The sequence below is a fragment of the Pseudomonas sp. DE0010 genome (genome assembly GCF_007680745.1).
GTDB classification, from domain to species: Bacteria; Pseudomonadota; Gammaproteobacteria; order Pseudomonadales; family Pseudomonadaceae; genus Aquipseudomonas; species Aquipseudomonas parafulva_B.
Genome location: NZ_VEJQ01000011.1, coordinates 1 through 25,898, shown reverse-complemented (window position 1 = coordinate 25,898; position 25,898 = coordinate 1). Strand labels below are relative to the sequence as shown.

The following is a 25,898-nucleotide window of genomic DNA, read 5'->3' as shown; positions in this document are numbered from 1 at the left end:
TCGGCCGTCAGGCCAAGCCATGTCCCGCTCGTGTCGGGCCACTCAGGTGTCGAGCAGCCTGGGTGGGCGCGCGCCGTTGACGCACCCGCGAATCACCCCAGACCTGCCCTGTCACTTGCCAGCGCGTTTGAAACGCACTGCCTCCACGAACAGGTCCGAATTCGCGGGGTCGTTGAGGTAGGCCAGGACTCGCTCTGGCGGGCTGTCGACCAGCACACCCTCGCCGTTGTCCTGCGCCACTTCGGTGCTGTGCCCGCTCAATTCCTTGCTGCCCAAGGCCTGCTGCACTTGCTGCACATCGAGGTTATAGACCACCAGCTCCTTGCCATCGACGATATCGAAACCACCGATCACGTAGTTGCCCCCCAATTCTCCCGGCACCCGCGCCGACAGGTACCAGCGATTACCCTGCTGGGCCACGTTGAACACATAGGTTTGAGCAGATTTGCCCTTGGGTGTAGCCACCGCCTTGTAGGCCCCTGCGTCGGCACGCGTGATGACCAGCTTCAGCGGCTCGCCCCAGGCGTCCTTTGTGGTCCAGCTGCCCACAAGCCCCTTGGGTGCCGAGGCCTTGCCTGGCAGCGGTTCGGAAAACGTCACCAGACAACCGCCCAGCATCAGGAATGACAGCGTCAACAGCACCACACGCCAGGCTTTCATCAGGTTTTCTTCCTCGAAAAGGTCGGGCTCAAGCCGACGCCAGCACCAACTGCAGGTATCGGGTAAGCATCGCCAGCATCGGCCCATCGGCCTGCGCCTCGGCGTGCTTGAGCAGGCCCTGATATTCCATCTGCTCGATAATCGCCGTCAACATCTGTGCATCCTGTTCCGGCTGCCGCGAGCCAACGACTTGCAGCAGCTGGCGCGTACCGTGCAGCAGAATCTGCTCGTGGGCACACACCAGCTCGGCCAGGCGTGGGCACAACAGCGCTTCCTGGCGAAACGCCTGCTCGGCCATCATGAAATCGCGGCGGGTGAGCAGTTGGCGCTGCACGTAATCGGCCATCATGCGCGCCACTTCATCGGCCAGTTTTGCCCGTGCCTGGGGGCTACCGTCGCCTTGAGCCAGCAGTTGGCGCAACACCGCCTCGGTGTTGAGCCAGAGCTTGGCCATGTAGGCGGCGCTGCGCTCGACGTACTGGGCGAACGTGTCGGTGAGCAGGTCCTCGATATCCTTGAAGTAGTAGGTGGTGGCCGACAGCGGTACCCCTGCCTCTGCGGCGACAGCGCGGTGTCGCACGCCCCGAACGCCATCGCGCACCACGATGCGCATGGCGGCGTCCAGAATCAGTTGGCGGCGCTGTTCGCTGCCTTGCCGGGCCGTCTTGCGACCCTGGTAACGCACGCTTTCGGCAACGGCGGTGGCGATGCCGGCAGCCCCTTGTTGAGCCATGGCGGTTGTCATGGAGTACCTCATGTACGGTGTCTGGTCGGAGCATGCCCGTTCGCGTCCGATCTGGCCCCAGGCATTGGAATCTTAGATTCACTCGGCAAGGGATTGAATCGCGAGCGGGCCGGTGATGACAACATAAAGCTTCGGGCAAGAAAAAGCCGCCTGAAAAGGCGGCTTTTTCGACTTCACTCAGGCCTGCGGACGCATGTGCGGGAACAGGATCACATCGCGGATCGATGGCGAGTTGGTCAGCAGCATCACCAGGCGGTCGATGCCGATGCCCTCGCCCGCCGTTGGCGGCATGCCATATTCCAGCGCGCGCACGAAATCGGCGTCGTAGTGCATGGCCTCGTCGTCACCGGCATCCTTCTCGGCCACCTGGGCCAGGAAACGCTCGGCCTGGTCTTCGGCATCGTTGAGCTCGGAGTAGGCGTTGGCAATTTCGCGCCCGCCGATGAACAGTTCGAAACGGTCGGTCACCGCAGGGTTCTCGTCGTTGCGACGGGCCAGCGGCGAAACCTCGAACGGGTACTCGGTAATGAAGTGCGGCTGCTCCAGCTTGTGCTCGACCAGCTCTTCGAAAATCATCACCTGCAGCTTGCCCAGGCCTTCATGGCCCAGCACCTTGGCCCCTGCCTTGCGGGCGATGTCGCGGGCGCGGTCGACATCCTGCAGGTCGGCAGCGGTCAGCTCGGGGTTGTACTTGAGGATCGAGTCGAACACCGACAGGCGCACGAACGGCTCGCCGAAGTGGAAGACCTTGTCGCCGTACGGCACATCGGTAGAGCCCAGCACCAGCTGCGCCAGCTCGCGGAACAGTTCCTCGGTGAGGTCCATGTTGTCGCGGTAGTCGGCGTAGGCCTGGTAGAACTCGAGCATGGTGAACTCAGGGTTGTGGCGCGTCGAAACCCCCTCGTTGCGGAAATTGCGGTTGATTTCGAAGACCTTCTCAAAGCCACCGACGACCAGACGCTTGAGGTACAGCTCAGGCGCGATACGCAGGAACATGGCCATGTCCAGGGCATTGTGGTGGGTTTCGAACGGCTTGGCCGCTGCACCGCCCGGAATGATCTGCAACATCGGCGTCTCGACTTCGAGGAAGTCGCGTTCGATGAGGAACTTGCGAATGTGCGAGATGACCTGCGAGCGCACGCGGAAGGTGTGGCGTGTTTCTTCGTTGACCATCAGGTCGACGTAGCGCTGGCGGTAGCGCTGCTCGGTGTCGGTCAGGCCGTGGTGCTTGTCGGGCAGCGGGCGCAGCGACTTGGTCAGCAGGCGCACCTGGGTCATCTCGACGTACAGGTCACCCTTGCCCGAGCGGGCCAGGGTGCCCTCGGCGCTGATGATGTCGCCCAGGTCCCAGGTCTTGACCGCAGCCAGGGTTTCTTCGGGCAGGGTCTTGCGGTTGACATAGACCTGGATACGGCCGGTCATGTCCTGGATGACCATGAACGAGCCACGGTTGAGCATGATACGGCCCGCTACCTTGACCGGGATCGCGGCTGCTTCCAGCTCTTCCTTGGTCTTGTCCGCGTACTGTTTCTGCAGGTCGTTGCAGTAGCTGTCGCGACGGAAGTCGTTGGGGAAGGCATTGCCCTTGGCGCGTTCTGCGGCAAGCTTTTCCTTGCGCAGGGCGATCAGGGCGTTCTCTTCCTGTTGCAGGTCTTGCGATTCGGTCTTCAGGTCGCTCATGTCGTCTTTGTTTCCATCAGGTATTCGTTGCCCTTGGCGGGCAGGGCGCGCGCTACCGGCAAGGGGCCGGTGGCGCGGCGATAGGGTGTGGCTTACAGCCCCTGCTTGAGGCTCGCTTCCAGGTACTGGTCAAGGTCACCGTCCAGCACTTTCTGGCAATCGCTGCGTTCCACGCCGGTACGCAGGTCCTTGATGCGCGAGTCGTCCAGCACGTAGGAGCGGATCTGGTGGCCCCAGCCAATGTCTGACTTGCTGTCTTCCAGCGCCTGCGAGGCCGCATTGCGTTTCTGCATTTCCAGCTCGTACAACTTGGCCCGCAGCATTTTCATGGCGGTGTCCTTGTTGGCATGCTGGGAGCGTTCGTTCTGGCACGCCACCACGGTGTTGGTCGGTACGTGGGTGATACGCACTGCCGAGTCGGTGGTGTTGACGTGCTGGCCACCGGCGCCCGAGGAGCGGTAGGTATCGATGCGCAGGTCCGATGGGTTGATCTCGATTTCGACCTTGTCGTCGATTTCGGGCGAGACGAACACGGCCGAGAACGAGGTGTGGCGGCGGGCACCAGAGTCGAACGGGCTCTTGCGCACCAGGCGGTGCACGCCGATCTCGGTGCGCAGCCAACCGAAGGCGTACTCGCCCTTGATATGCACGGTGGCGCCCTTGATGCCAGCCACTTCGCCCTCGGATAGTTCGATGATGGTGGCGTCGAAGCCACGCTTGTCGGCCCAGCGCAGGTACATGCGCAACAGGATGTTGGCCCAGTCCTGCGCCTCGGTACCGCCGGAGCCGGCCTGGATGTCGAGGTAGGCGTTGTTCATGTCCATCTCGCCGCTGAACATGCGACGGAACTCGAGCTGGGCCAGGTGTTCTTCCAGCCCTTGCAGTTCGGTCACGACGTCGCCGACAGCGCCTTCGTCGCCCTCCTCGACGGCCATGTCCAGCAGGTCCTTGCAGTCAGCCAACCCGTTGGACAGTTTGTCCAGGGTCTCGACGACCTGCGCCAGCATGGACCGCTCACGGCCCAGGGCCTGGGCGTACTCAGGCTTGTTCCAGACGTTGGGGTCTTCCAGCTCGCGATTGACTTCGATCAGGCGGTCATGCTTGAGATCGTAGTCAAAGATACCCCCGAATGGACTGGGAGCGGTCGGAGAGGTCCTTGATGGTGTTCAGGATCGGTTGGATTTCCATGGGCAGGCTACTCGTGCGAATTCGGTGAAAAGCCTGCGAGTATAACCGAGTCGGCCGCGCGGCGGCAGACCCGCCTGACAGTCGTCGACGACCAGACGCCGGGTGCAGCCAGCCGAGAAAGGTGCCCCCCTCCCCGGCTTGCTAGGCGACACCCACCTGGTTACGGCCACCGTTCTTGGCCTGGTACAGCCCCTTGTCCGCCGCCGAGATCAATTGCCGGCAGTGGCTGCCGATGGGCGGAACCTGCGTGGCCAGGCCCACGCTGACGGTCAGGTGCGACCCGGCAGACGGTGCCATGTGCTCGATCGCCAGGCCCAGCACGCTCTGGCGCAGTTTTTCGGCGACCAGCCTGGCGCCACCTGGGGAGGTGTTGGGCAACACCAGGGCAAACTCCTCGCCGCCATAGCGGGCCGGAAGGTCGCTGGGCCGCGAGCACGAGCCACGGATGGCCTCTGCCACGCGCCGCAGCGCTTCGTCTCCGGCCAGGTGGCCAAAGGTGTCGTTGTAGGCCTTGAAATAATCGACGTCGATCATCAACAACGACAACTGTTGCTGCTCGCGCATCGCCCGTCGCCACTCAAGCTCCAGGTACTCATCGAAATGGCGTCGATTGGACAGCCCCGTCAAGCCATCGGAGTTCATCAGCCGTTGCAGCATCAGGTTCGAATCGAGCAACTGCTGCTGGCTGACCCGCAGGGCGCGGTAAGCCTCGTCGCGCTGCAGCAAGGTGAGGTAGGAGCGCGAGTGATAGCGAATGCGCGCCACCAGCTCGATGGTATCGGGCAGTTTGACCAGGTAATCGTTGGCCCCGGCCGCGAACGCGGCGCGCTTGACCAGCGGGTCTTCCTTGGTCGACAGCACGATGATCGGGATGTCCTGGGTGGCCGGGTTGCTGCGGTACTCACGCACCAGCGTCAGGCCATCGAGCCCCGGCATGATCAGGTCCTGCAGAATTACCGTGGGCTTGATGCGCATGGCCTGCTGCACCGCCTGGTGCGGGTCGGCGCAAAAATGAAAATCGATGTTGTCTTCATGGGCCAGGCCCCGCCGCACGGCTTCGCCGATCATGGCCTGATCGTCTACCAGCAGCACCATCGCCGAGTTTTCATCGGCGGCGGCGAACCCTTCGATGGGGAGCTCATTCATGGCTGGTCACCTGAACACGGCCGGCCAGGCGGCATGATTCGTTACACTTCGTCATTGTGCAAAAACTTCCGTCAGACGCCCGGCTATGCCTTCAAGCGGGCGGATTTCCACTGCGGCATCGATCGCCGCAGCAGCCTTGGGCATGCCATAGACAGCACTGCTGGCCTGGTCCTGGGCAATGGTCAGAAAACCCCGTTGGCGCATCATCTTGAGCCCCTGTGCTCCGTCACGCCCCATGCCGGTGAGTAGCACCCCCACTGCCTCGCCTGACCAGTAGCGCACCACGCTTTCGAAGAAGACGTCGATTGAGGGGCGGTAGATTTCATTGACCGGTTCGGCAGTGTAGGCCAGTTGCCCGTTCTGTAGCAGACGCAGATGGTGGTTGGTTCCGGCCAACAGCACCTGGCCAGGTTGCGGTGGCTCCCCTTCGCGTGCCAGGCGCACTGGCAGCCCGGCTGCACTGCTGAGCCATTCGGCCATGCCGGCGGCAAAGACCTGATCCACATGCTGAACCAGCACGATCGCGGCCGGAAACCCTGCTGGCACCCCTTTGAGCAGTACCTCCAGGGCCGCCGGGCCACCTGCTGATGAACCGATGGCCACCAGCCCTCGTCGCTGGCTTGCTTCACGCAGCGGTGCGGCAACCGGCCTGGGCGTCGGCGGGCGCTGCTGGCCAATCAGCCAGCTGATGTTGAGAATCTTGCGCAGCAGTGGCGCGGCGGCTTCACGGGCGTCGCCAGCGCCCAGCGTCGGTGTATCGACCACATCCAGTGCGCCATGCCCCATGGCTTCGAATACCCGGTGCACATTCTGCTTGCGATCGACCGTGACGATGACGATGGCGCACGGGGTATCGGCCATGATCCGGCGAGTCGCTTCCACGCCATCCATCACCGGCATGATCAAGTCCATCAGGATCAGGTCCGGCTGCCGTTCCTGGCAGCGTTGCACGGCTTCGGCACCGTTGCTGGCTACCCACACCACTTCATGGGCAGGTTCCAGCGCGACGGCGCGGCGCAAGGCCTCCACTGCCAAGGGCATGTCATTGACGATGGCGATCTTCATCCGTGAGCACCTCCGATCAGTTCGACTACAGCATCGAGCAACGCATCGTCGTGGAAACTGGCTTTAGCCAGATAATAGTCGGCCCCGGCATCCAGGCCACGCCGTCGGTCTTCCTCCCGGTCCTTGTAGGAAACCACCATGACAGGCAGCGATTGCAGGCGCTGGTCACGGCGCACCAGGGTAACCAGTTCGATGCCGTCCATGCGCGGCATGTCGATGTCGGTGATCAGCAAGTCGAAATCGTCGCCGCGTAGGGCATTCCAGCCATCCATGCCATCGACCGCCACCGCGACGTCGTAGCCGCGATTGCCCAGCAGCTTGCGCTGTAGCTCGCGCACAGTCAGCGAGTCGTCGACGACCAGTACGCGTTTGCGCGCCAGACCAGAGGCGCCGGCACCGCCGCGCTCGACGCGCTCGAGCGTGCCGGTGCTGAGCAGTTTGTCGACCGAGCGCAGAATGTCCTCCACATCGACGATCAGCACCACCGAACCGTCGTCCAGCAGCGCCCCTGAAGAAATGTCCTGCACTTTGCCAAGACGCGGGTCGAGCGGCATCACCACCAGCACCCGTTCGCCGATCAGGCGCTCGACGGCCACGCCATACAAGCGCTCGCGCTCGCGAATGACCACAACCCGCAGGCTGTCCTGATCGGTTTGCCCGGCCGGCCGGTGCAGCAACTGGCTGGCCGCTACAAGGCCGATGTGCTGGCCGTCATGCCAGAAGTGCTGCCGCCCTTCAATCTGCACAATGTCGTTGGCGTCCACCGCCAGAGTGTGTTCGATATGCGCCAGGGGGAAGGCATAGGCTTCCCCGCCGACTTCCACGACCAGGCTGCGCACGACCGACAAGGTCTGCGGTACCTGCAGGTGGAAGCGGCACCCCAGCCCGGGCGTCTGGGTCAGTTCGATCGCCCCGCGCAATTCGCGAATCATGTGCTGCACGGCGTCAAGCCCTACACCCCGCCCGGACACTTCGGTCACCGTGTCCCGCAGGCTGAAGCCTGGCAGGAAGAGGAACGTGAGCAATTCATCGTCACTCATGCGCGCGACGGTTTCGGCTGGAGACAGGGCACGCTCGACGATGCTGGCACGCAGGCGATCCAGGTCCACACCGGCACCGTCGTCCATCAGCTCAAGGCTCAGCATCCCGGCATGGTGCGAGACGCGCAGGCGGATCAGCCCTTCTTCGGGCTTGCCCGCCAACAGCCGCCTGTCTGGCAGTTCGATGCCATGATCGACCGCGTTACGCAGCAAGTGGGTCAGCGGAGCCTCGAGCTTTTCCAGCACGTCACGATCGACCTGGGTTTTCTCGCCTTCGATGACCAGGCGCACCGGTTTGCCCAGGGCGCGCCCCAGGTCGCGCACCATGCGGCTCTGCCCGGCCAGCACATCGGCAAACGGGCGCATGCGGCAGGCCAGGGCGGTGTCGTAGAGCAGTTGCGCGCGCTGGCTGGCCTGCCAGCCGAATTCGTCCAGATCGGCCGCTTGCTGACGCAGGATCTGCTGGGTCTCGGCCAACAAGCGTTGGGTCTGGGCCAAGGCTTCGAGTACCTGGTTACCCTGGCCGCTGTCTTCGAGTTGCAGGCGCAAGCCATCGAGCGCCTGCATGCCCTGGCCATGCATGCGCTTGAGGCGCTGCAAGGTGGCCAGGTAAGGCTTGAGACGCTGGGTTTCCACCAGGGATTTGCTGGACAGGTCGAGCAGACTGTTGAGCCTGTCGGCGGTCACTCGCAGCACCCGCTCGCCCCCTTCGACCGTGCGCTTGCCGGCCTTGCGACGTGGGGCGGGCTCAACATCGGCCGTCGGCTCAGACGCCGGTGCAGGTGGCGCAGTCGGTGTCTGGCTCGCAACCGGCGGTGGCGCCATCGGTGGACGGGCCTGCGCGGGGGCGGCAGGTGCAGCGCCCGGCCTGCCGGGCTCCAATACGGCGGCCATCAGCACCAGGAAGCCAGGCACATCGTCCTGGGCGGCCGTGTCGCTGGGCGTTGCAATGCGCATCAACAGGTCGGTGCCCTGCAGCAGCGCGTCGATATGCTCAGCACTCAGGCGCAGGCGGCCTTCCTGGGCCGCCACCAGGCAGTCCTCCATCACGTGCGCAACGCTGACACCGGCATCCACGCCAACGATGCGTGCAGCCCCTTTGAGGGAATGGGCTGCGCGCATGCAGGCTTCCAGCTGGTCGGCCTGGGTAGGGTTGCGCTCCAGGGCCAGAAGTCCGGCGCTGAGTACCTGCGTCTGGGCCTCGGCTTCAAGGCTGAACAGTTCGAGCAACGAGGCGTCGCGCATTTGCTCAGGGGTCATGACAGGCTCCGCTGTACGGCAGACAACAGCTGTTGCTCATCCAGCACACGCACGCTGCGCCCGCGCCATTGCAGCACCGCTGCCGTGAAGCGCATGGCGTCGTGAGCAAGGTCCGTGGGCCGATCAAGCCTGTGAATACCGTCGATTTCCTCGACGGCCATGACCACCGGGCCACCCTCGGCTGCCAGGATCAGCATGCGTGGCAAGCCCCTATTGTTGCGCTGTTCAGTCACGCCGCCAGGGGTACCCAGCAGCTCCTGCAGCGACAGGCACGGCACCAGGGCACCCCGCACGTTGGCAACGCCCAACAGCACGCGCGAGCGCTGATGGGGTAGCGAATGCACGGCCTGCAAGGGCGCGATTTCGGCCAGGCATGCCGTAGGCAACGCCAGCCACTCCTCCCCCAGGCGGAACAACAGCATCGAGCGTCCTGTACAGGCCTGCTCGACCGCTTCCAGGTCCGGCTGTGCGTCGGTGTCCTGCACCAGTGCATAGCGGTCCAGCAGACGGGTGGCCGCGGCGGCGTACACCTCGCAGTTGCGACAATGGACATGACGCTCAAGCAGCGGGCATTGCTTGTTGCCATGCACGCCGATGCGATTCCAGCAGTCATCGATGCGTACATCGGTTTCGGCGAGCAGGTCGGTCACAGCCTCATCGTTCATCGGTCGGCCTCCCGACCCGCACGCATGGCACGGCTTTGCAGACGCTGGGCCCCGGCCTGGTCACCCTGGGCCTGCAACAGCGCGGCCAGGTGAACGAGCGCTTCGGGGTGCTGCGGCTCAAGGTACAGCGCCTTGCGGTAGTGAACCTGTGCTTGTTGCAAATCACCTTCGGTGTCGCTGAGCAGACCCAACCAATAGTACACCTGGGCCGACGGTGGGTACTGGCGCAGGTAGCGCTGGCAGGTATCACGCGCCTGCTGGCTATTGCCGGCATTGGCATGCTCGGCAATGCTTGCCAGCAATTCGCGGGCACCGAGCCCGGTAGCTTCGACGGCCTGCCGGTCAGCCACAGGCCCAAGAGACCCGCGCATGCGTGGCAAGGGGACATTGGTCGGCCGGTAGCCGGTCAACGGCTTGATGGGGTCGCGTTGAATCGGCACGGCCGGCGCCGGTCGTTGCTGAGCCATATCGTCTTGGCGCACATAGGCAAAAGACTGGGCAATGCCCACCGGACGCATACCAAGGCGAGCCAGCAGGCTGCCTTCGGCGGGCCCGATGAACAGCACGCCTTGGGGGTGAAGCAGGCGCTTGAGGGTTTCGAACACCCGTTGCTGGGTGGGCACATCGAAATAGATCAGCAGGTTGCGGCAAAACACGAAGTCGTAGAGGCCCTCCCGGCTGGCCAATGCCGGATCAAGGACATTGCCGACGTGCAGGGTCACTTGCTGGCGCACACGGTCATGCACACGATGGCCCTCGTCGATGGCATCGAAGTACCGTTCGCGAAAACCCAGGTCGTCGCCACGAAACGCGTTGCGCCCGTAAAGACCCTGGCTGGCCTTGGCCACAGAGGCAGGGCTGATGTCCATACCGTCGATCAGGAAGGATGCCGGGGCGATGCCGGCATCGAGCAGCGCCATCGCCAGCGAATAGGGCTCCTCCCCTGTCGAACAAGGCAGGCTGAGCAAGCGCAGAGGGCGAGCGGCGGCCAATTCGGCCAGGCGTTTGTGCGCAAGGCTTGCCAGGGCAGTGAAGGACTCGCGGTAGCGGAAGAACCATGTCTCCGGCACGATGACCGCTTCGATCAGCGCCTGCTGCTCGGCCGGCGATTGCTGCAGGCGCAGCCAGTAGTCGTCCAGACCGCTGGTACCCAGCGCCGCGCTGCGCTGACGCAGGGCACGCTCGACCATCGATGCGCCCACCGACTCGACGTCCAAACCTATGCGCTCACGCAGAAAATGAAAGAAATGCCGCTCGTTCATGCGCAGGTCCCGCCCTGTGCGTCAGGGTATAGCACACGGTGCACGGCCTCGGGCAGCACCTGGTCGACCTCGATGCGCTGCACCAGCCCCTGGGCATCCTGGCGGACCGGCCCCAGGTAAGGTGCGGGGTCATTGTCCACGCCATAGGGTTTGAATTCATCAGCACGGCAGCGCAGGGTTTCGGTGGCGTGCTCCAGAATCAGGCCCAGTTGCAGTGCGCTGCGATAGCGCACCAGCACCAGGCGGGTACTGGTACGTTGCAGCGCCGGCCGCCCTATGCACAAGGCAGCCAAGTCCACCACCGGCACCAACTGGCCACGGTGGGCAAGAATGCCCGCCACCCAATGCGGCGCTTGCAGCACTGGCTTGAGAGGATGACGGGGCAGCACCTTGATTACCTCCTGCGCGGACAGGGCAAAACGCTGGTCACCCAGGTGAAACTGCAGGTACAGCGCGCCGTTGTCGTGGCCTGCCGGCACGGCGCGCGGTTGCATGTCGATCATCGTCTTCAGACTTTGAAGCGCGACACGCCGCCGCGCAGGCCGGCGGCGACCTGGCTCAGCTCGTCGATGGCAAAACTGGCCTGGCGCAGCGACTCCACAGTCTGGGTACTGGCGTCGCTCAGTTGCGCCAGCGCCTGGTTGATCTGCTCGGCACCGGTGGCCTGGGCCTGCATGCCCTCGTTGACCATCAGTACCCGCGGCGCCAGTGCCTGGACCTGATGGATGATCTGGCTCAGTTGCTCACCGACCTGCTGAACCTCGAACATGCCGCGGCGCACCTCTTCGGAAAACCTGTCCATGCCCATGACCCCGGCCGACACGGCCGACTGGATCTCACGCACCATCTGCTCGATGTCATAGGTCGCCACCGCCGTCTGGTCGGCCAGGCGGCGCACTTCGGTGGCCACTACGGCGAAACCGCGGCCATATTCCCCGGCCTTCTCGGCTTCGATGGCCGCGTTGAGCGACAGCAGGTTGGTCTGGTCGGCCACCTTGACGATGGTGACGACCATCTGGGTGATGTTGCTGGCCTTCTCGTTGAGGATGCCCAGCTTGGCGTTGACCAGGTCGGCCGCACCCATGACCTGGTGCATGGTTTCTTCCATGCGCGCCAGCCCCTGCTGGCCGGAGCCGGCCAGGCTCGATGCCTGATCGGCGGCCGAGGTGACTTCGGTCATGGTGCGCACTAGGTCGCGGGACGTGGCGGCGATTTCACGCGACGTGGCACCGATTTCGGTCGTGGTCGCAGCCGTCTCGGTGGCGGTAGCCTGCTGCTGCTTGGAGGTGGCCGCGATTTCCGTCACCGAGGTGGTGACCTGCACCGACGAGCGCTGCGCCTGTGCCACAAGATTGGCCAGGGCCTCGGCCATTTCATTGAAGCCGCCCTGAACCGCACCGAACTCGTCCTGGCGGTCCAGGTTCAGGCGCATGCTCAGGTCACCAGAGCGAAGCCTGTCCAGCGCAGTCACGATGAGGCTCATGGGCGAGGTAATGGCGCGCAGCAGTAGCAGGCCACAGATACCGGCAGCCACGATGGCCAGCAACAGCGACACGACCATGCTGCCCTTGGCCGTGTTCACCGCGCTGACGATTTCCCGGGTGGCGGCGTCGGCGGCCAAGCGATTCTGTTCGATCACCTCGTTCAGGTGCTTGCGCCCTTCGACCCAGGTGGGGGTCAGCACTTGGGCGATCAAGCGCTGGGCTTCGGCATAATTGCGTTCGCGATACGCATCGAGCACCTGATTGACGTTCTGCATGTAGGCTTGTTCGAGCTTCACGAAGGCGTCGAAGCGGGCCTGGTCCTCCCCATCGCGAATGGTGGTCTGGTAACTGGCCATGTGTTGCTTGAGCCGGTCTTCGAAACTCTTGAAGAGTTCGATGTCGGCTGAGCTGATCTCGCGCCGGTCAGAAAGCCCGACCAACTGCTGGCTGGTGACGTAACTGTCCACCCATGCGCTGCGGATCATCGAGCTGTAGTAGACGCCCGGAATGCTGTCGGCCCCAACTTCCTGCTCGGCAGATTCGATGGTCACCAGGCGTGAATAAGCCGCCACGATCATCAGCAGCATGATGGCGATGATCACGGCGAAACTTGCCAGGATCCGTTGGCGCAACGTCCAGTTCTTCACATTCAGCCCTCAGGGATTCACTACGAGCAGGAAAAATCGCCGAAGTATAGCCCAGGCGTCCTACAGAATTGCGCGTCAAATTCTGACAGAACGCCCCGCCACCGCAGTGATCCTCCCGATCGGGCCAAGTTGCACGCGCGGCTTATCCCTGCCGCGCCTGCTTTTCCAGCTCTTCGCGCAACCCCTGGGCCAACCCCAGCTGGCGCGCCAGTTCGTCCAGGTAAGCACGCTCCATGTAGTTTTCCTGATCGACCATCATCACGCTGGCCAGGTACATCTCGGCAGCGATTTCCGGCGTCTGGGCTGCCCGGGCCACCTCGGCCGGGTCCAGCGGCTTGTCGAGCTCCGCATGCAGCCACTGCTGCACTTCACGGTCACCGTCCAGGCGGGTGAACTCACCCTCGATCAGCGCACGCTCGCGCTCATCCACATGACCGTCCGCCTTGGCCGCAGCGACCAGTGCGCGCAGCACGGCCTGGCTGTGCTGCTCCACCTGGGCCGCAGGTACGCGGTCTACCGTCTGCGGCTCTGGTGTGGAGGCCTGTTGGTTGGCCTGCTGAGCCTGCCAGTTGCCATAGGCCTTATAGGCAAGCACGCCAAGCGCGGCCAGGCCCCCGTAGGTGAGCGCCTTGCCACCAAACTTGCGGGCTTTCTTGTTGCCGAGCAACACGCCCAGCGCACCGCCGCCAAGCAGGCCGCCACCTGCGCCTGACAGCAACCCGCCGAGCCCGCCGGCGCCTGTGCCCGTCTTGGCCCCGCCCGCCTGCTTCTCTAGCAGCTGCTGGCCGGATTTGAGCAATTGATCAAGCAAACCCCGGGTATTCATCATGCGCATCTCCATATCAGGGAAGTCAGCAGCCAGAGTAAGACTTGCCCCACATCACGCCACAGAGGATGTGCTTCCAGATGTTGCATCGTCGCAGGCCGGCGGCGGCTTGCCGGTGACTAGAGGCCCGCCGCCGGCATCCAGGGCCTCTTAGTCGCGCAGGTCCGATTCGTGAATGGGGCTCGACCGGCTGGTGGCCCGCTGATATTGCGCCGGCCAAGTGGCCTGGTGGCCGCCCAGGTCATCGTCTGCATGCAGCGGCCAGTACGGGTCGCGCAGCAGCTCCCGGGCCAGGAAAATCAGGTCGGCCTGGCCTGTGCGCAGAATGTGCTCGGCCTGGGCCGGCTCGGTGATCATGCCCACGGTGCCCGTGGCCATTTCCGACTCCTTGCGCACGCGCTCGGCAAAGCGGGTCTGGTAGCCAGGGCCGGTCGGGATCTCGGCATTGCTGGACGTGCCGCCCGAAGACACATCGATCAGGTCCACGCCAAGCATACGCAGGCGTCGGGCCAGCTCGACGGTTTCGTCCGGGTTCCAACCATCTTCGACCCAGTCGGTGGCCGACACCCGCACGAACAATGGCAACTCGGCCGGCCAGACCGCGCGAACCGCTTCGACCACCTGCAAGGTCAGGCGGATACGGTTCTCGAAACAGCTGCCGTACTCATCCTGACGCTGATTGCTGAGCGGCGACAGGAACTGGTGCAGCAGGTAACCGTGGGCCGCGTGCACCTCGACCACTTTGAAACCCGCCTCCAGCGCGCGCTTGGCCGAGGCGACAAAGGCCTGCACTACGTCCTGGATCTGCGCATGGGTCAGCTCACTGGGCACGGTGTGCTCAGGATCGAACGCGATCTTCGACGGCCCCACCGGCTGCCAGCCGCCCTCCTCCAACGTGACGCTGCCATGCTTGCCCAGCCACGGGCGGTAGGTACTGGCCTTGCGCCCGGCATGGGCGAGCTGGATACCCGGGATTGACCCTTGGGCGGTGATGAAACGGGTGATGCGCTGCAAGGGCGCGATCTGGGCGTCGTCCCACAGGCCAAGGTCTTCAGCGGTGATACGACCGTCGGCTGTGACTGCCACGGCCTCGGTGACGACCAGGCCCGCCCCGCCGACGGCACGGCTGCCCAGGTGCACGAGGTGCCAGTCGTTGGCCAGGCCATCGACCGAGGAATACTGGCACATCGGTGATACGGCGATGCGGTTCGGCAGGGTCAGCTGACGCAGGGTGTAAGGCTCGAGCAGCATGCTCATGAGGGCACCTCCCAATGGCTGCAAAGTGATCCGGCCCGGGCAGTCAATCACGCATCCCTGGCCCGGTACCGGTCTGTGTTCAGACTAGACCAGATTGGGTAGGGGGAAGGTTCCATGGGCTTTGGCCGCAATGCCCTGGGCGTTGCGTAAAAGCCTTGATACGAGGTGAGGCTGCGTTGAATACAGCCTGACCTCTTCTCGAATCTTTCCACACAGCGCCTGGCTCAGCGCGGCTCCATGTGGGCGATCATCAGTTGCACGCTTTCATTGCCGCGAAACTCGTTCACATCCAGCTTGTAGGCCAGCTCCACCCAGCGCACGGTCGGGTTGGGCCAAACCTCGCGGTCGATACCGAAGGCGATGCCGTCCAGGCGCACCGTGCCGCACTCACTCTTGAGCACGACTTTCAAATGACGCTCACCCACCACGCGTTGTTCGACCAGCTGGAACACGCCGTGGAACAGCGGCTCCGGAAAATGCTGCCCCCAAGGCCCGGCTTGGCGCAGCGCCTTGGCCAGGTCCAGGTGGAATTCTTCCACCGCCAGGCTGCCATCGGACAGCAGCCGCCCGGTGAGGTCGTCCTCGCACAGCTGGCGGCGCACCTCCTGGTCGAAAGCCTCGGCGAAAGCGGGGTAGTTGGCTTCGGGCAAGGACAGCCCTGCCGCCATGGCATGACCACCGAACTTGCTGATTAGCTGTGGATGGCGCGCGGCCACCGCATCGAGCGCATCGCGGATGTGAAACCCCGGCACTGAGCGCGCAGAGCCTTTGAGCATGCCGTCGCCGGCATCGGCGAAGGCGATGGTTGGGCGGTGATAGCGTTCCTTGAGGCGAGAGGCGAGGATGCCAATGACGCCCTGGTGCCACTCTGCATCGAACAGGCACAGGCCATAGGGCATCGACTCGACCGGCAAGTCCCGCAACTGGGCCAGCGCCTCGCGCTGCATGCCCTGCTCGATAGACTTGCGGTCCTGGTTCAGGCCGTCCAATTGCTGGGCCATGTCCAACGCCAGGGCAGGATCCTCGCAGAGCAGGCATTCGATACCCAGGCTCATGTCGTCCAGGCGCCCTGCGGCGTTCAGCCGCGGGCCCAGAATGAAACCCAGGTCGGTGGAGGTGATGCGCCGGTGGTCGCGCTTGGCCACCTCCAGAATCGCCTTGAGGCCAGGCCGGGCGCGTCCGGCACGAATGCGCTCCAGACCCTGATGCACCAGGATGCGATTGTTGGCGTCCAGCGGCACCACGTCGGCAACACTGCCCAGGGCAACCAGGTCCAGCAGTTCGCCAATGTTCGGCTGCGGCTGGGTGTCGTAGCGGCCCAGGCTGCGCAAGCGCGCGCGCAGGGCCATGAGGACGTAGAAAATCACCCCGACCCCTGCCAGCGACTTGCTCGGAAATGGGCAGCCTGGCTGGTTGGGGTTGATGATGGCATCGGCGTCCGGGAGCGCCTCGCCGGGCAGGTGGTGGTCGGTCACCAGCACCTTGAGGCCAGCCGCCTTCGCCGCCGCGACGCCGTCGACGCTGGAGATCCCGTTGTCTACCGTGACCAGCAGCTGTGGTTGGCGCTGCAATGCCACTTCGACGATTTCCGGCGTGAGGCCGTATCCGTACTCGAAGCGGTTGGGCACCAGGTAGTCCACGTGGGCCGCACCGAGCAGGCGCAAACCCAGCACGCCGACGGTACTGGCCGTGGCGCCATCGGCATCGAAGTCACCGACGATCAGAATGCGCTGGCCTTGGTCGATGGCCTGCAGCAGCAGGTCGACGCCCGCGTCGATGCCTTTGAGCTGCTGGTAGGGCAGCAGGCGCGCCAGGCTTTTGTCCAGCTCGGCCTCGCTTTGCACGCCACGGGCGGCGTACAGGCGCGTCAGCAAGGGTGGCAGGTTGCCAAGAAACGGCAGGGTCGGGGGCAGCGGGCGGGGTTCGATACGCATGGGAAGGTTCAGCCACGCTCCCCCAGCAGCCACTGCAATTGCACTTCGTGCTGGCCACGGTCATCGGTCACGAACACCGTGCCTTCGCTGATCATCACATCCCATTTGATGCTGCGGGGCATGTCGGTGGCCAGGGTTTCGAGCACCTCCTGGGGCACGGCCGCGATGCTGAGGTTCTTGAGGTTCTTCACCGCGCTCACCACCTTGCCTTCCCACACCCGCAGGCTACCGTAGGCCAGCAGGCTGGTGCGTTCGGTACGGCGCGAGCACCAGGTCAGGCGATCGGCATCTGGCTGGCCTACTTCGATCCAATGCAGCACACGGTCGTCCAGGCTTTTTTCCCACAGCGCCGGCTCATCGACGTCCGACAGCCCCCGACCGAATGTCAGGTTTTCGTTGTACCACAGCGCATAGGCCAACAGACGAACCGCCATACGCTCCTCGGTTTCCGAAGGGTGCCGCGCGATGGTCTGCTTGACGTTCTCGTACACATTGCGGTCGAGGTCGGTCAGGTTCAGTTCGAATTTGTAGGTGGTGGACGGCTGGGCCATGGTCGGGGTGCTTCTTGCCTGAAGAAAAGTCGCACAGTCTAACCGATCCAGTCCCCGGTTGCGCCGCGGCAGTATCTGCCGCATCGCAGCTGTGATAAAAACACCGCTCTTCAGCTGCCACGGATGCCCCATGTCGACGTCAAGCAAACCCCTCGCCGGCCTTAAAGTGGTCGAGCTCGGCACCTTGATCGCCGGGCCATTCGCGGCGCGCATCTGCGCCGAATTCGGCGCCGAGGTGGTCAAGGTGGAATCGCCCGACGGCGGCGACCCATTGCGCAAGTGGCGCAAACTTTACGAGGGCACCTCGCTGTGGTGGTTCGTGCAAGCGCGCAACAAGCGCTCGCTTACCCTCAATCTCAAGCACCCCGACGGGCGCGAGGTCCTGCGCAAGCTGCTTGCCGAGGCGGATATCCTGATCGAAAACTTCCGTCCGGGCGTGCTCGAAAAGCTTGGCTTTGGCTGGGACGTGCTGCATGCGCTCAACCCGCGGCTGGTCATGGTGCGCCTGTCAGGCTTCGGTCAGACCGGGCCGATGAAGGAGCAACCAGGCTTCGGTGCAGTGGGCGAGTCCATGGGCGGTTTGCGCTACATCACGGGGTTCGAGGATCGCCCGCCCGTGCGCACCGGTATTTCCATCGGCGACTCCATTGCAGCGTTGTGGGCGGTGATCGGCGCACTGATGGCCCTGCGTCATCGCGAGGTCAACGGGGGGCTTGGCCAGGTGGTCGACGTGGCGCTGTACGAGGCCATCTTCGCCATGATGGAGAGCATGGTGCCGGAGTTCGACGTCTTCGGTTTCATCCGCGAGCGCACGGGCAATATCATGCCGGGCATCACGCCCTCCTCCATCCATACCAGCGCGGACGGCAAGCATGTGCAGATCGGCGCCAATGGCGATGCGATCTTCAAGCGCCTGATGGTGACCCTCGGCCGTAGCGACCTGGCCGAGGACCCGAGCCTGGCCACCAATGACGGGCGAGACCTGCGCCGCGACGAACTGTACGGGGTCATCGATCGCTGGGCCAACGGATTGCCGCTGGAACAGCTGATGCAGGCCCTGACCGCAGCCCAGGTACCGGCCAGCCGCATCTACTCGGCTGAAGACATGTTCAGCGACCCTCAGTACCTGGCGCGCGAAATGTTCCTGCAGGCGCGCCTGCCCGATGGCAAGGCGTTCCGCATGCCAGGCATCGTCCCCAAGCTGTCCGGCACCCCGGGCTCTGCCGACTGGGTCGGGCCGGCACTGGGCGAACACACCGACGAGCTGCTGGGCCAGCTGGGCTATGATGCGGCCGCCATCGCTGCCCTGCGCCAGGCGGGCGCTGTCTGAGCCTGTCGCTGTCCCATTGCCTGCGCCCCGCCAGGTTGGCATGGACGGGCGCCGTGCTGGCTGCACTGCTCAGCGTGCCCTCAAGCGCTCAGGAGCGGTTGTTGTGGCTGGTGCGTGATCTGCCACCGTTCAGCGTATCCGACGGCCCGGAAAAAGGTCATGGGGTGATCGACCAGCTGTTACCGCAGCTGATCCAGCAGATGCCCGAATATGCGCACAGCATCGTGCGGGTCAATCGTGCGCGTGGCTTGCAGATGCTGCAGGGCAGCAGCAGCCTTACCTGTGACCCGATGCTGCTGTGGACCGCCGAGCGCGCCCGCTATATACGCTTTTCCATCCCGTTGCTGGGCGTGCAAACCAGCGGCCTGGTCGTGCGCAAGCAGAACCACGCCTTGGTGGCGCCCCACCTCGACGGTGATGAGGTCGATCTTCAAGGCCTGCTGAGCGACCCATCGCTACGCCTCGGTGTAGTGGCAGAGCGCAGTTATGGGGCTGTGATCGACGATACGCTGAGCAACTTGCCAGATGCCTCCGTCAGCCGGCACTACGGCACCCAGGCCACCGCCAACCTGCTGCAGATGCAACGCTTGGGCCGACTGCGCCTGGTGCTCGGCTACTGGCCGGAAGTTCGCTATCTGATCCAGCAACAAGGCGGATCGCCGGCTGACTACCAATTTCACCCGGTTCAGGGTGTGAAACCCTACCAATTCCTGCATGTGGGCTGCTCGGCCAGCCCGCAGGGACAAGCCGCCATGGCCCACATCGATCGGGTCTTGACCCAGCTGCGCCAGACGGTGCTACCAAAACTGTATGCGCATTGGCTCGACCCCGCCCAGCGGGCGGACTACCTCGAGCACAGCCGCGCCTTCTTCAACGACCACGCGGCGGCACACTTCGAACGCCCTGAACAGGACGAGCGCCACGCCGCTGGATCGATCGACCTTATAAACCCCCAACCCAGATAAAAAGAAACCCCGGACGCTGGGGAAGAACGTCCGGGGTCAAGCGAAAGCCCTTGGGCTTCCAGCGACAGCAGTGGCCATGCGGGAGCAAAGCAGTGGCCGGCTGTACTGATCAATCTGATGACTCGCTCAGGCAAAGGTTCCCTGAGGTTGCTGACGCTGCTGCAACGCAGCAATCACGCAAGGCTGCAGCCGCCCTTCGGCGATCTGCAGATCGCGGTGCAGACCATCGACCATATCCACCAGCAGGCGTTGCTCCTGCAATTGACGCTCGCTAACCGTGCGTTGCAATACCACCCTGGCCAGGTGGTCGTGGACGGTCAACTGCCGGTTACCGTGGCTATCGGCCAGGCCCAAGTGCGCCTGGTAAGGGGTGAGGGCTTGGTTGAGCAGTCTGCAGATTCGTTCCATCCGGATTACTCGCTTGCTTGATGAGTTGTAAGGAGCAGACCTGCAAGCGAAGCGGAAAGTTCTAACCCTCCATGCTGTTCAATGCGCCGTCAGCGCCTCCGAGGGCTGCGACCTTTCACGTTCGGACGGGCTGGGCAGTATTTGCAACGCCCTTTGCAGGGCTGGGGAAGACAGTGGCCATGGCAACTCCGCGATGACGTGCAAGCCAAAACTGCGGGCCTGTTCAGCCAGGTTGCGCCGCCGGGCGCCTGCCTGGCCTACGAACAGAACCGGGCAGGTAGGCGGCAACCGCTTGAGCATCGCGGTCCCCGTGCGGGTGGGCATGGCATGGTCGAAGATCAATAAATCCGGGGAGAATGCGCTCGAAAGGCATGCGTCGAGCTCGGTCTTGTCCTGACAGACCCGCACCTGGAACACGCCCTGGGCATTGAGGGCCTGGTGCAGAAGGATCTGGTGGGACGGGCGCACGTGATGAATCAGTACATGGGGCTGTTGCATGAGCCGCTCCTGCTGGGAGGACCGGCTAATCTAGGCGCGAAGACGATCGACCAGAATAGGATTTTTCTGAATTAAACCATCGAAACCGCTGAGGCTCCGGATCGGTCCGACCCGGAGCCTGCAAGGTCAGAGCGGCTTGCCGCGATTGCCGTGCTGGCTGACGAAGCTTTGTACTGCCTTGAGGTCATTGGGCAATACGGTGCAACGCTCTTCGCGGCTGAACAGGTCGCTCATGTGCACGGGCAATTCAAGCGCCTTGCCAACGCCTGCCTGCTCGACCGCTTCAGGGAACTTGACCGGGTGTGCGGTACCCAGCACGACCATGGGCGTATCCAGGCTACGGCGGCACTCGCGACCGGCTTTGACGCCGATGGCCGTGTGCGGGTCCAGCACCTCGCCGGTCGCCTCAAACACCTCGGCGATGGTCTGGCAGGTCTGTTCATCGGTGACGGCCAGCGAATCGAAGAGTTTGCGCGCCTCGGTCCAGCGATCCTGTTCGACGCTAAAGCCGCCGCCCTGGCGGAAGTTGGCCATCAACTCGGCAATCGATGCACCGTTGCGACCGTGCAGATCGAACAACAGACGCTCGAAGTTGGACGAGACCATGATGTCCATCGATGGCGACAGGGTGGCGTGCAACTGCTCTTTGACGTACTGGTTGCCGCTCATGAAGCGGTGCAGGATGTCGTTGCGGTTGGTGGCCACCACCAGTTGGCTGATCGGCAGGCCCATGTTGCGTGCCAGGTAGCCTGCGAAGATATCGCCGAAGTTGCCGGTTGGCACCGAGAAGGCCACCGAGCGGGCCGGGCCGCCCAGCTGCAGGGCGGCATGGAAGTAGTAGACGATCTGGGCCATGATCCGCGCCCAGTTGATCGAATTGACGGCCACCAGGCGGGTGCCCTTGAGGAACGACTGGTCGGCGAAGCTCGCCTTGACCATTTCCTGGCAGTCATCGAAGTTGCCTTCGATGGCGATGTTATGGATGTTCTCGCCGAAGATCGTCGTCATCTGCCGACGCTGCACTTCCGAGACCCGCTGGTGCGGGTGCAGGATAAAGATGTCGACGTTGTCGCACCGACGGCAGCCCTCGATGGCGGCGGAGCCGGTGTCGCCGCTGGTAGCACCGATGATCACCACGCGCTCGTTGCGCTTGACCAGCACATGGTCGAGCAAGCGACCAAGCAGTTGCAGGGCGAAATCCTTGAATGCCAGGGTTGGCCCGTGGAACAGCTCAAGCACCCACTCGTTGCTGTCGAGCTGACGCAGCGGGGCAACGGCAGCGTGGGCGAATTCGCCGTAGGTTTCTTCGAGGATCTTCTTGAAGTCGGCATCGGCGATGCTGCCCTCGACGAACGGGCGCATGACTCGGAATGCCAGCTCGTGGTACGGCAGGCCCGCCCAGGATGCGATTTCTTCCTGGGTGAAACGTGGCAGGTTTTCCGGGACGTACAGGCCACCGTCGGTAGCCAGGCCGGCGAGCAATACGTCTTCGAAGTTCAGGGCCGGTGCCTGGCCGCGGGTACTGATATAGCGCATGGGACAAACCTTTGGTTTGAGCGGCAAGCCTCGTTTGCCCGCAGCAGGAAAGGGCCTGTGGCCTCTAACCTGGGCGGCACGCCTTGGCTTGCCGTGACTATAGGGTGTTCTAAAGCCCCTACGCTGCATTTAGCTGCAACGTCGAGGGTGTCGCTGGGGCTCTGTGCAACAAGCCCTGGTACTTGGTCACGCAGGTACGAAAACAGCCTTGCCGGACGCTCGTCACAAGGCTGTTCAGGCCAACCCTAGTTGAGCTGCTCGACGCGAATGCGCACGACCTGGCCCACCACATCCTGCAGGGCCTCGAGGGCGACGATGGCGTCGTTGATGCCCTGCTCCACCACGCGGTGGGTCAACAGGATCATCGGCACCAGGCCGTCTTGCTCTTCGGCTTCCTTTTGCATGATCGATTCGATGTTGATGCCGCGCTCGGACAGAATGCTCGCCACCTGGGCCAGCACACCTGGGTGATCCTTGGCCTGGATACGCAGGTAATAAGCGCTCTCGCAGGCTTCGATTGGCAGGATCGGGTGCGCCGACAGCGAATCGGGCTGGAACGCCAGGTGGGGCACGCGGTTTTCCGGGTCAGAGGTCATGGCACGGACCACATCCACCAGGTCGCCTACCACCGAGGAAGCGGTCGGTTCCATTCCTGCGCCTGCGCCGTAGTACAACGTCGAGCCGGCGGCGTCGCCGTTGACCATCACGGCATTCATCACGCCATTGACGTTGGCGATCAGGCGGTCGGCCGGAATCAGCGTCGGGTGCACGCGCAACTCGATACCTTCGGCGGTACGGCGTGCCATGCCCAGGTGCTTGATGCGGTAGCCCAAGGCTTCGGCGTAGTTCACGTCGGCCGTGGTCAGCTGGGTGATGCCTTCGGTATAGGCCTTGTCGAATTGCAGCGGGATGCCGAACGCGATCGACGCCAGGATGGTCAGCTTGTGCGCCGCGTCAATCCCTTCGACGTCGAACGTCGGGTCGGCCTCGGCATAGCCAAGCGCCTGGGCTTCGGCCAGCACATCCGGGAAGGCGCGACCTTTCTCGCGCATTTCGGTGAGGATGAAGTTGCCAGTACCGTTGATGATCCCGGCCAGCCAGTTGATACGGTTAGCCGACAAGCCCTCGCGAATGGCCTTGATGACCGGAATGCCACCGGCCACCGCCGCTTCGAAGGCGACGATCACGCCCTTTTCACGGGCTCTGGCGAAGATTTCGTTGCCATGCACGGCGATCAACGCCTTGTTGGCGGTGACCACGTGCTTGCCGTTTTCGATGGCCTTGAGCACCAGGTCGCGGGCTACGGTGTAGCCGCCAATGAGCTCGATGACGATATCGATCTCGGGGTTGCTCGTGACTTCGAACACATCAGCGGTAATGGGGGTACCGGTAATCTGGCAGTTCGGGTTCTGCGAGCGCATGGCGATCTGGGCCACTTCAATACCGCGCCCGGCACGGCGGGCAATCTCCTCGGCGTTGCGCTGAAGTACATTGAAGGTTCCGCCACCGACGGTCCCCAACCCACAGATGCCTACTTTGACCGGTTTCACTGTGAACTCCCCATTGAACGGCCGACACCTTTGCCGACCGTGAAACATGCCGTCACCCCATGACGACGGCGTATTGAACTGTATTACTTGGCAAGCGCCAGCTTGGCGACCTGCGGTGCAGGCTGGTAACCCGGAATCACCTGGCCATTTTCGAGCACGATGGCCGGCGTACCGTTGACGCCGATCGACTGCCCCAACTGGAACTGCTTGCTGACCGGGTTGGTGCACTTGGCTGCCTTGATTTCATCACCCTCGACCATCTTGTCCATGGCCTTGCGACGGTCGCTGGAGCACCATACCGCCTGCAATTGCTGGTCGCCGGCCGAGCCCAGGCCTTGACGCGGGAAGGCGACGTAACGCACTTCGATACCACGGCGGTTGAGTTCGGGCACTTCGGCATGCAGCTTGTGGCAGTACGGGCACGTGGTGTCGGTGAATACGGTGATGTGGGACTTGGTTTCGCCCTTGGCCGGATACACCACCATCTCACCTGCCGGAATGCCGTTGATGAGCTTGGCAATGCCCAGGCGCTCGGCTTTCTCGGTCAGGTTGACGGGCTTGCCGTCCTGGATCTGGAACAGGTAGCCCTGCATCACGAACTGGCCATCGGCGCTGGCGTACAGCACACGTCCGCCTTGCAGCTTGACTTCGTACAGGCCGCTGACCGGGCTGCTGGCCACGCTCTCAACGGGCACTTCCAGGGACAGGTTCTGCAATGACTTGCGAATGGCCTGCTCTGCGCCGACGGTTGTATCGGGCGCCGCAGCCACGGCAAAGGTGCTGGCCAGCGCCAAGCCGGCGGCGGCGAAAAACGGGGTCACGCGCATGGATACTCCTGAGGGCGGACAGGGGCCGCAGAGCGTCACCTGAGCAAAACGACGAGGTGACTGGGCGGCCCTTGGTGCTAACCGCCCAAGCCTACCACATCACGCCTGGCTTGAAGCCGCCGCAGACTGTCGGTTGGCCGAACATGAAAAACATTCATCCGCGCGGATGGTGCTCGGCGTGCAGTTGCTGCAACCGTGCTTTTGCCACGTGGGTGTAGATCTGCGTGGTCGACAAGTCGCTGTGGCCCAGCAACAGCTGCACCACGCGAAGGTCCGCACCGTGGTTGAGCAGGTGCGTGGCAAACGCGTGTCGCAGGGTATGCGGCGACAAGGCTTTGTCGATACCCGCCACCTGGGCATGGTGCTTGATGCGATGCCAGAAAGTCTGCCGCGTCATCTGCTCGCCGCGCAGGCTGGGGAACAGCACGTCACTGGGGCGGCCGTTGAGCAACTCGGCACGGCCGTTACGCAGGTAGCGCTCCAGCCACACCACCGCCTCCTCGCCCATGGGCACCAGCCGCTCCTTGCTCCCTTTGCCTATCACCCTGAGTACGCCTTGGCGCAGATTGACCTGATCGAGCGTGAGGCTGACCAACTCGGTCACACGCAGGCCGCAGGCGTACAGCACTTCGAGCATGGCGCGGTCGCGCTGGCCGATGGCCTCGCCAAGCTCCGGGGCTTGCAACAAGGATTCCACGTCGGCCTCGGACAGCGATTTGGGTAGCGGCTTGCCCAGTTGGGGCATGTCCACCTGGAGTGTCGGGTCGATGGCGATGAGCTTTTCGCGCAGCAGGTAGCGGAAGAAACCGCGTAGCCCGGACAGGAATCGCGCGGTCGAGCGCGGCTTGTAGCCCTGGTCCAGGCGCCAGGCCAGGTGGTCGAGAATCAGTTCGCGGCCGGCGTCTGGGAGGTTGACCGAGCGGGTTTGGAGCCAGCCGTTGAACAGGGCCAGGTCGCTGCGATATGAGGTGCGGGTATTGTCGGACAATCCCTTTTCGAGCCACAGGGCGTCCAGGAATTGGTCGATGAGCGGGTGGTCCAGGGCGGGCATGCTGGGAGCTGTTGGCGGCTTTGAGGGGCGGTAGTGTTTCATAGCGGTTGGCGGGTTGTCTGTAGCTGGGGTGGGCTAACCCTGCATCGCTTATCGAGGCTCACGAGGTTTTATAGGCCGGCGGTGAAGGGCTAGGCGGCGAGTTCAGGTATTCGTTACGATCGCCTGAACAGCTGAACAGCTGAACAGCTGATCGCCTGAATGAGGGCGTGGCGTGGGCGCGTATGGCAAGTTGGTATTCATTGACGCGGGTGGCGCACAGTCACCTTTCCGCCCTTACGGCGGCTCACTTTTTGTCTTGTCAAAAAGTGAGCAAAAACCGC

Annotated in this window: 23 protein-coding genes; 2 read left to right on the top strand and 21 right to left on the bottom strand. The window is 63.6% G+C overall.

From position 1 onward, the window contains the following. Nucleotides 1–111: 111 nt before the first annotated feature. From FS767_RS10415 to FS767_RS10345, 15 genes are all read right to left on the bottom strand, one after another. Entirely contained in the window at nucleotides 112–660 is a 549-nt protein-coding gene (locus tag FS767_RS10415) for a hypothetical protein (protein ID WP_144965237.1), read from the bottom strand. Between the two features lie 28 nt (nucleotides 661–688). Further along, entirely contained in the window at nucleotides 689–1,393 is a 705-nt protein-coding gene (locus FS767_RS10410) for a TetR/AcrR family transcriptional regulator (RefSeq protein ID WP_144965369.1), read from the bottom strand. A gap of 189 nt (nucleotides 1,394–1,582) precedes the next feature. After that, a complete protein-coding gene (lysS, locus tag FS767_RS10405) occupies nucleotides 1,583–3,085 on the bottom strand; it encodes a lysine--tRNA ligase (RefSeq protein ID WP_144965235.1) in 1,503 nt (500 codons plus the stop codon). Between the two features lie 92 nt (nucleotides 3,086–3,177). Then, nucleotides 3,178–4,273, bottom strand: a protein-coding gene (gene prfB, locus FS767_RS10400; RefSeq protein ID WP_100852119.1) for a peptide chain release factor 2 whose coding sequence is annotated in 2 segments (ribosomal slippage) — nucleotides 3,178–4,200 and nucleotides 4,202–4,273 — 1,095 coding nt in all. Because the reading frame shifts where the segments join, the coding sequence is not laid out codon by codon here. Between the two features lie 141 nt (nucleotides 4,274–4,414). Then, nucleotides 4,415–5,419: a PleD family two-component system response regulator gene (locus FS767_RS10395; protein WP_144965233.1), complete on the bottom strand. Its 1,005-nt coding sequence runs from the start codon at nucleotides 5,417–5,419 to the stop codon at nucleotides 4,415–4,417. Nucleotides 5,420–5,470: 51 nt separating this feature from the next. After that, entirely contained in the window at nucleotides 5,471–6,484 is a 1,014-nt protein-coding gene (locus tag FS767_RS10390) for a chemotaxis response regulator protein-glutamate methylesterase (protein ID WP_058639553.1), read from the bottom strand. Then, nucleotides 6,481–8,784 carry a hybrid sensor histidine kinase/response regulator gene (locus FS767_RS10385; protein WP_144965231.1) on the bottom strand — a complete coding sequence of 768 codons (2,304 nt, stop codon included), beginning with the start codon at nucleotides 8,782–8,784 and terminating at the stop codon, nucleotides 6,481–6,483. Before FS767_RS10385 ends, FS767_RS10390 begins: the two co-directional genes overlap by 4 nt. After that, on the bottom strand, nucleotides 8,781–9,449 hold the full coding sequence (locus tag FS767_RS10380) for a chemotaxis protein CheW (RefSeq protein ID WP_144965229.1): 669 nt from the start codon (nucleotides 9,447–9,449) through the stop codon (nucleotides 8,781–8,783). Before FS767_RS10380 ends, FS767_RS10385 begins: the two co-directional genes overlap by 4 nt. Further along, entirely contained in the window at nucleotides 9,446–10,711 is a 1,266-nt protein-coding gene (locus FS767_RS10375; RefSeq protein ID WP_144965227.1) for a protein-glutamate O-methyltransferase CheR, read from the bottom strand. The genes FS767_RS10380 and FS767_RS10375 overlap by 4 nt, the downstream gene beginning before the upstream one ends. After that, nucleotides 10,708–11,214, bottom strand: coding sequence for a chemotaxis protein CheW (locus tag FS767_RS10370; protein WP_144965225.1), 507 nt, complete (start codon nucleotides 11,212–11,214; stop codon nucleotides 10,708–10,710). Before FS767_RS10370 ends, FS767_RS10375 begins: the two co-directional genes overlap by 4 nt. 5 nt (nucleotides 11,215–11,219) lie before the next feature. After that, nucleotides 11,220–12,842 (bottom strand): methyl-accepting chemotaxis protein, encoded by a 1,623-nt coding sequence (locus tag FS767_RS10365; protein WP_144965223.1) that lies wholly within the window; start codon nucleotides 12,840–12,842, stop codon nucleotides 11,220–11,222. A gap of 142 nt (nucleotides 12,843–12,984) precedes the next feature. Beyond that, a complete protein-coding gene (locus tag FS767_RS10360) occupies nucleotides 12,985–13,668 on the bottom strand; it encodes a tellurite resistance TerB family protein (protein WP_144965367.1) in 684 nt (227 codons plus the stop codon). A 150-nt stretch (nucleotides 13,669–13,818) separates the two neighbouring features. After that, nucleotides 13,819–14,925 (bottom strand): NADH:flavin oxidoreductase/NADH oxidase, encoded by a 1,107-nt coding sequence (locus FS767_RS10355; RefSeq protein ID WP_144965221.1) that lies wholly within the window; start codon nucleotides 14,923–14,925, stop codon nucleotides 13,819–13,821. 224 nt (nucleotides 14,926–15,149) lie between these two features. Further along, nucleotides 15,150–16,859 (bottom strand): single-stranded-DNA-specific exonuclease RecJ, encoded by a 1,710-nt coding sequence (gene recJ, locus FS767_RS10350; RefSeq protein ID WP_058639559.1) that lies wholly within the window; start codon nucleotides 16,857–16,859, stop codon nucleotides 15,150–15,152. Nucleotides 16,860–16,867: 8 nt separating this feature from the next. Further along, entirely contained in the window at nucleotides 16,868–17,410 is a 543-nt protein-coding gene (locus tag FS767_RS10345; RefSeq protein ID WP_023534041.1) for a YaeQ family protein, read from the bottom strand. 130 nt (nucleotides 17,411–17,540) lie between these two features. Between FS767_RS10345 and FS767_RS10340 the strand changes: the two genes are divergently transcribed. Continuing rightward, entirely contained in the window at nucleotides 17,541–18,740 is a 1,200-nt protein-coding gene (locus tag FS767_RS10340; protein WP_144965219.1) for a CaiB/BaiF CoA-transferase family protein, read from the top strand. Between the two features lie 2 nt (nucleotides 18,741–18,742). Continuing rightward, nucleotides 18,743–19,705: a TIGR02285 family protein gene (locus FS767_RS10335; protein ID WP_371921584.1), complete on the top strand. Its 963-nt coding sequence runs from the start codon at nucleotides 18,743–18,745 to the stop codon at nucleotides 19,703–19,705. A 126-nt stretch (nucleotides 19,706–19,831) separates the two neighbouring features. Here the strand turns inward: FS767_RS10335 and FS767_RS10330 are convergent, their stop codons facing one another. The 6 genes from FS767_RS10330 to xerD all read right to left on the bottom strand — a co-directional run bounded on the left by FS767_RS10330 (nucleotide 19,832) and on the right by xerD (nucleotide 25,575). Beyond that, nucleotides 19,832–20,113 carry a DUF3509 domain-containing protein gene (locus tag FS767_RS10330; RefSeq protein ID WP_023534040.1) on the bottom strand — a complete coding sequence of 94 codons (282 nt, stop codon included), beginning with the start codon at nucleotides 20,111–20,113 and terminating at the stop codon, nucleotides 19,832–19,834. A gap of 78 nt (nucleotides 20,114–20,191) precedes the next feature. Then, complete coding sequence (locus FS767_RS10325) at nucleotides 20,192–20,611, bottom strand: response regulator (protein ID WP_144965218.1); 420 nt, start codon at nucleotides 20,609–20,611, stop codon at nucleotides 20,192–20,194. 126 nt (nucleotides 20,612–20,737) lie between these two features. Then, complete coding sequence (gene thrC, locus FS767_RS10320) at nucleotides 20,738–22,147, bottom strand: threonine synthase (RefSeq protein WP_058603765.1); 1,410 nt, start codon at nucleotides 22,145–22,147, stop codon at nucleotides 20,738–20,740. A gap of 245 nt (nucleotides 22,148–22,392) precedes the next feature. After that, nucleotides 22,393–23,697 (bottom strand): homoserine dehydrogenase, encoded by a 1,305-nt coding sequence (locus FS767_RS10315; protein WP_144965216.1) that lies wholly within the window; start codon nucleotides 23,695–23,697, stop codon nucleotides 22,393–22,395. Nucleotides 23,698–23,780: 83 nt separating this feature from the next. After that, a complete protein-coding gene (locus tag FS767_RS10310) occupies nucleotides 23,781–24,524 on the bottom strand; it encodes a thioredoxin fold domain-containing protein (protein WP_144965214.1) in 744 nt (247 codons plus the stop codon). Between the two features lie 154 nt (nucleotides 24,525–24,678). Next, nucleotides 24,679–25,575: a site-specific tyrosine recombinase XerD gene (gene xerD, locus FS767_RS10305; RefSeq protein WP_144965212.1), complete on the bottom strand. Its 897-nt coding sequence runs from the start codon at nucleotides 25,573–25,575 to the stop codon at nucleotides 24,679–24,681. Nucleotides 25,576–25,898: the final 323 nt, after the last annotated feature.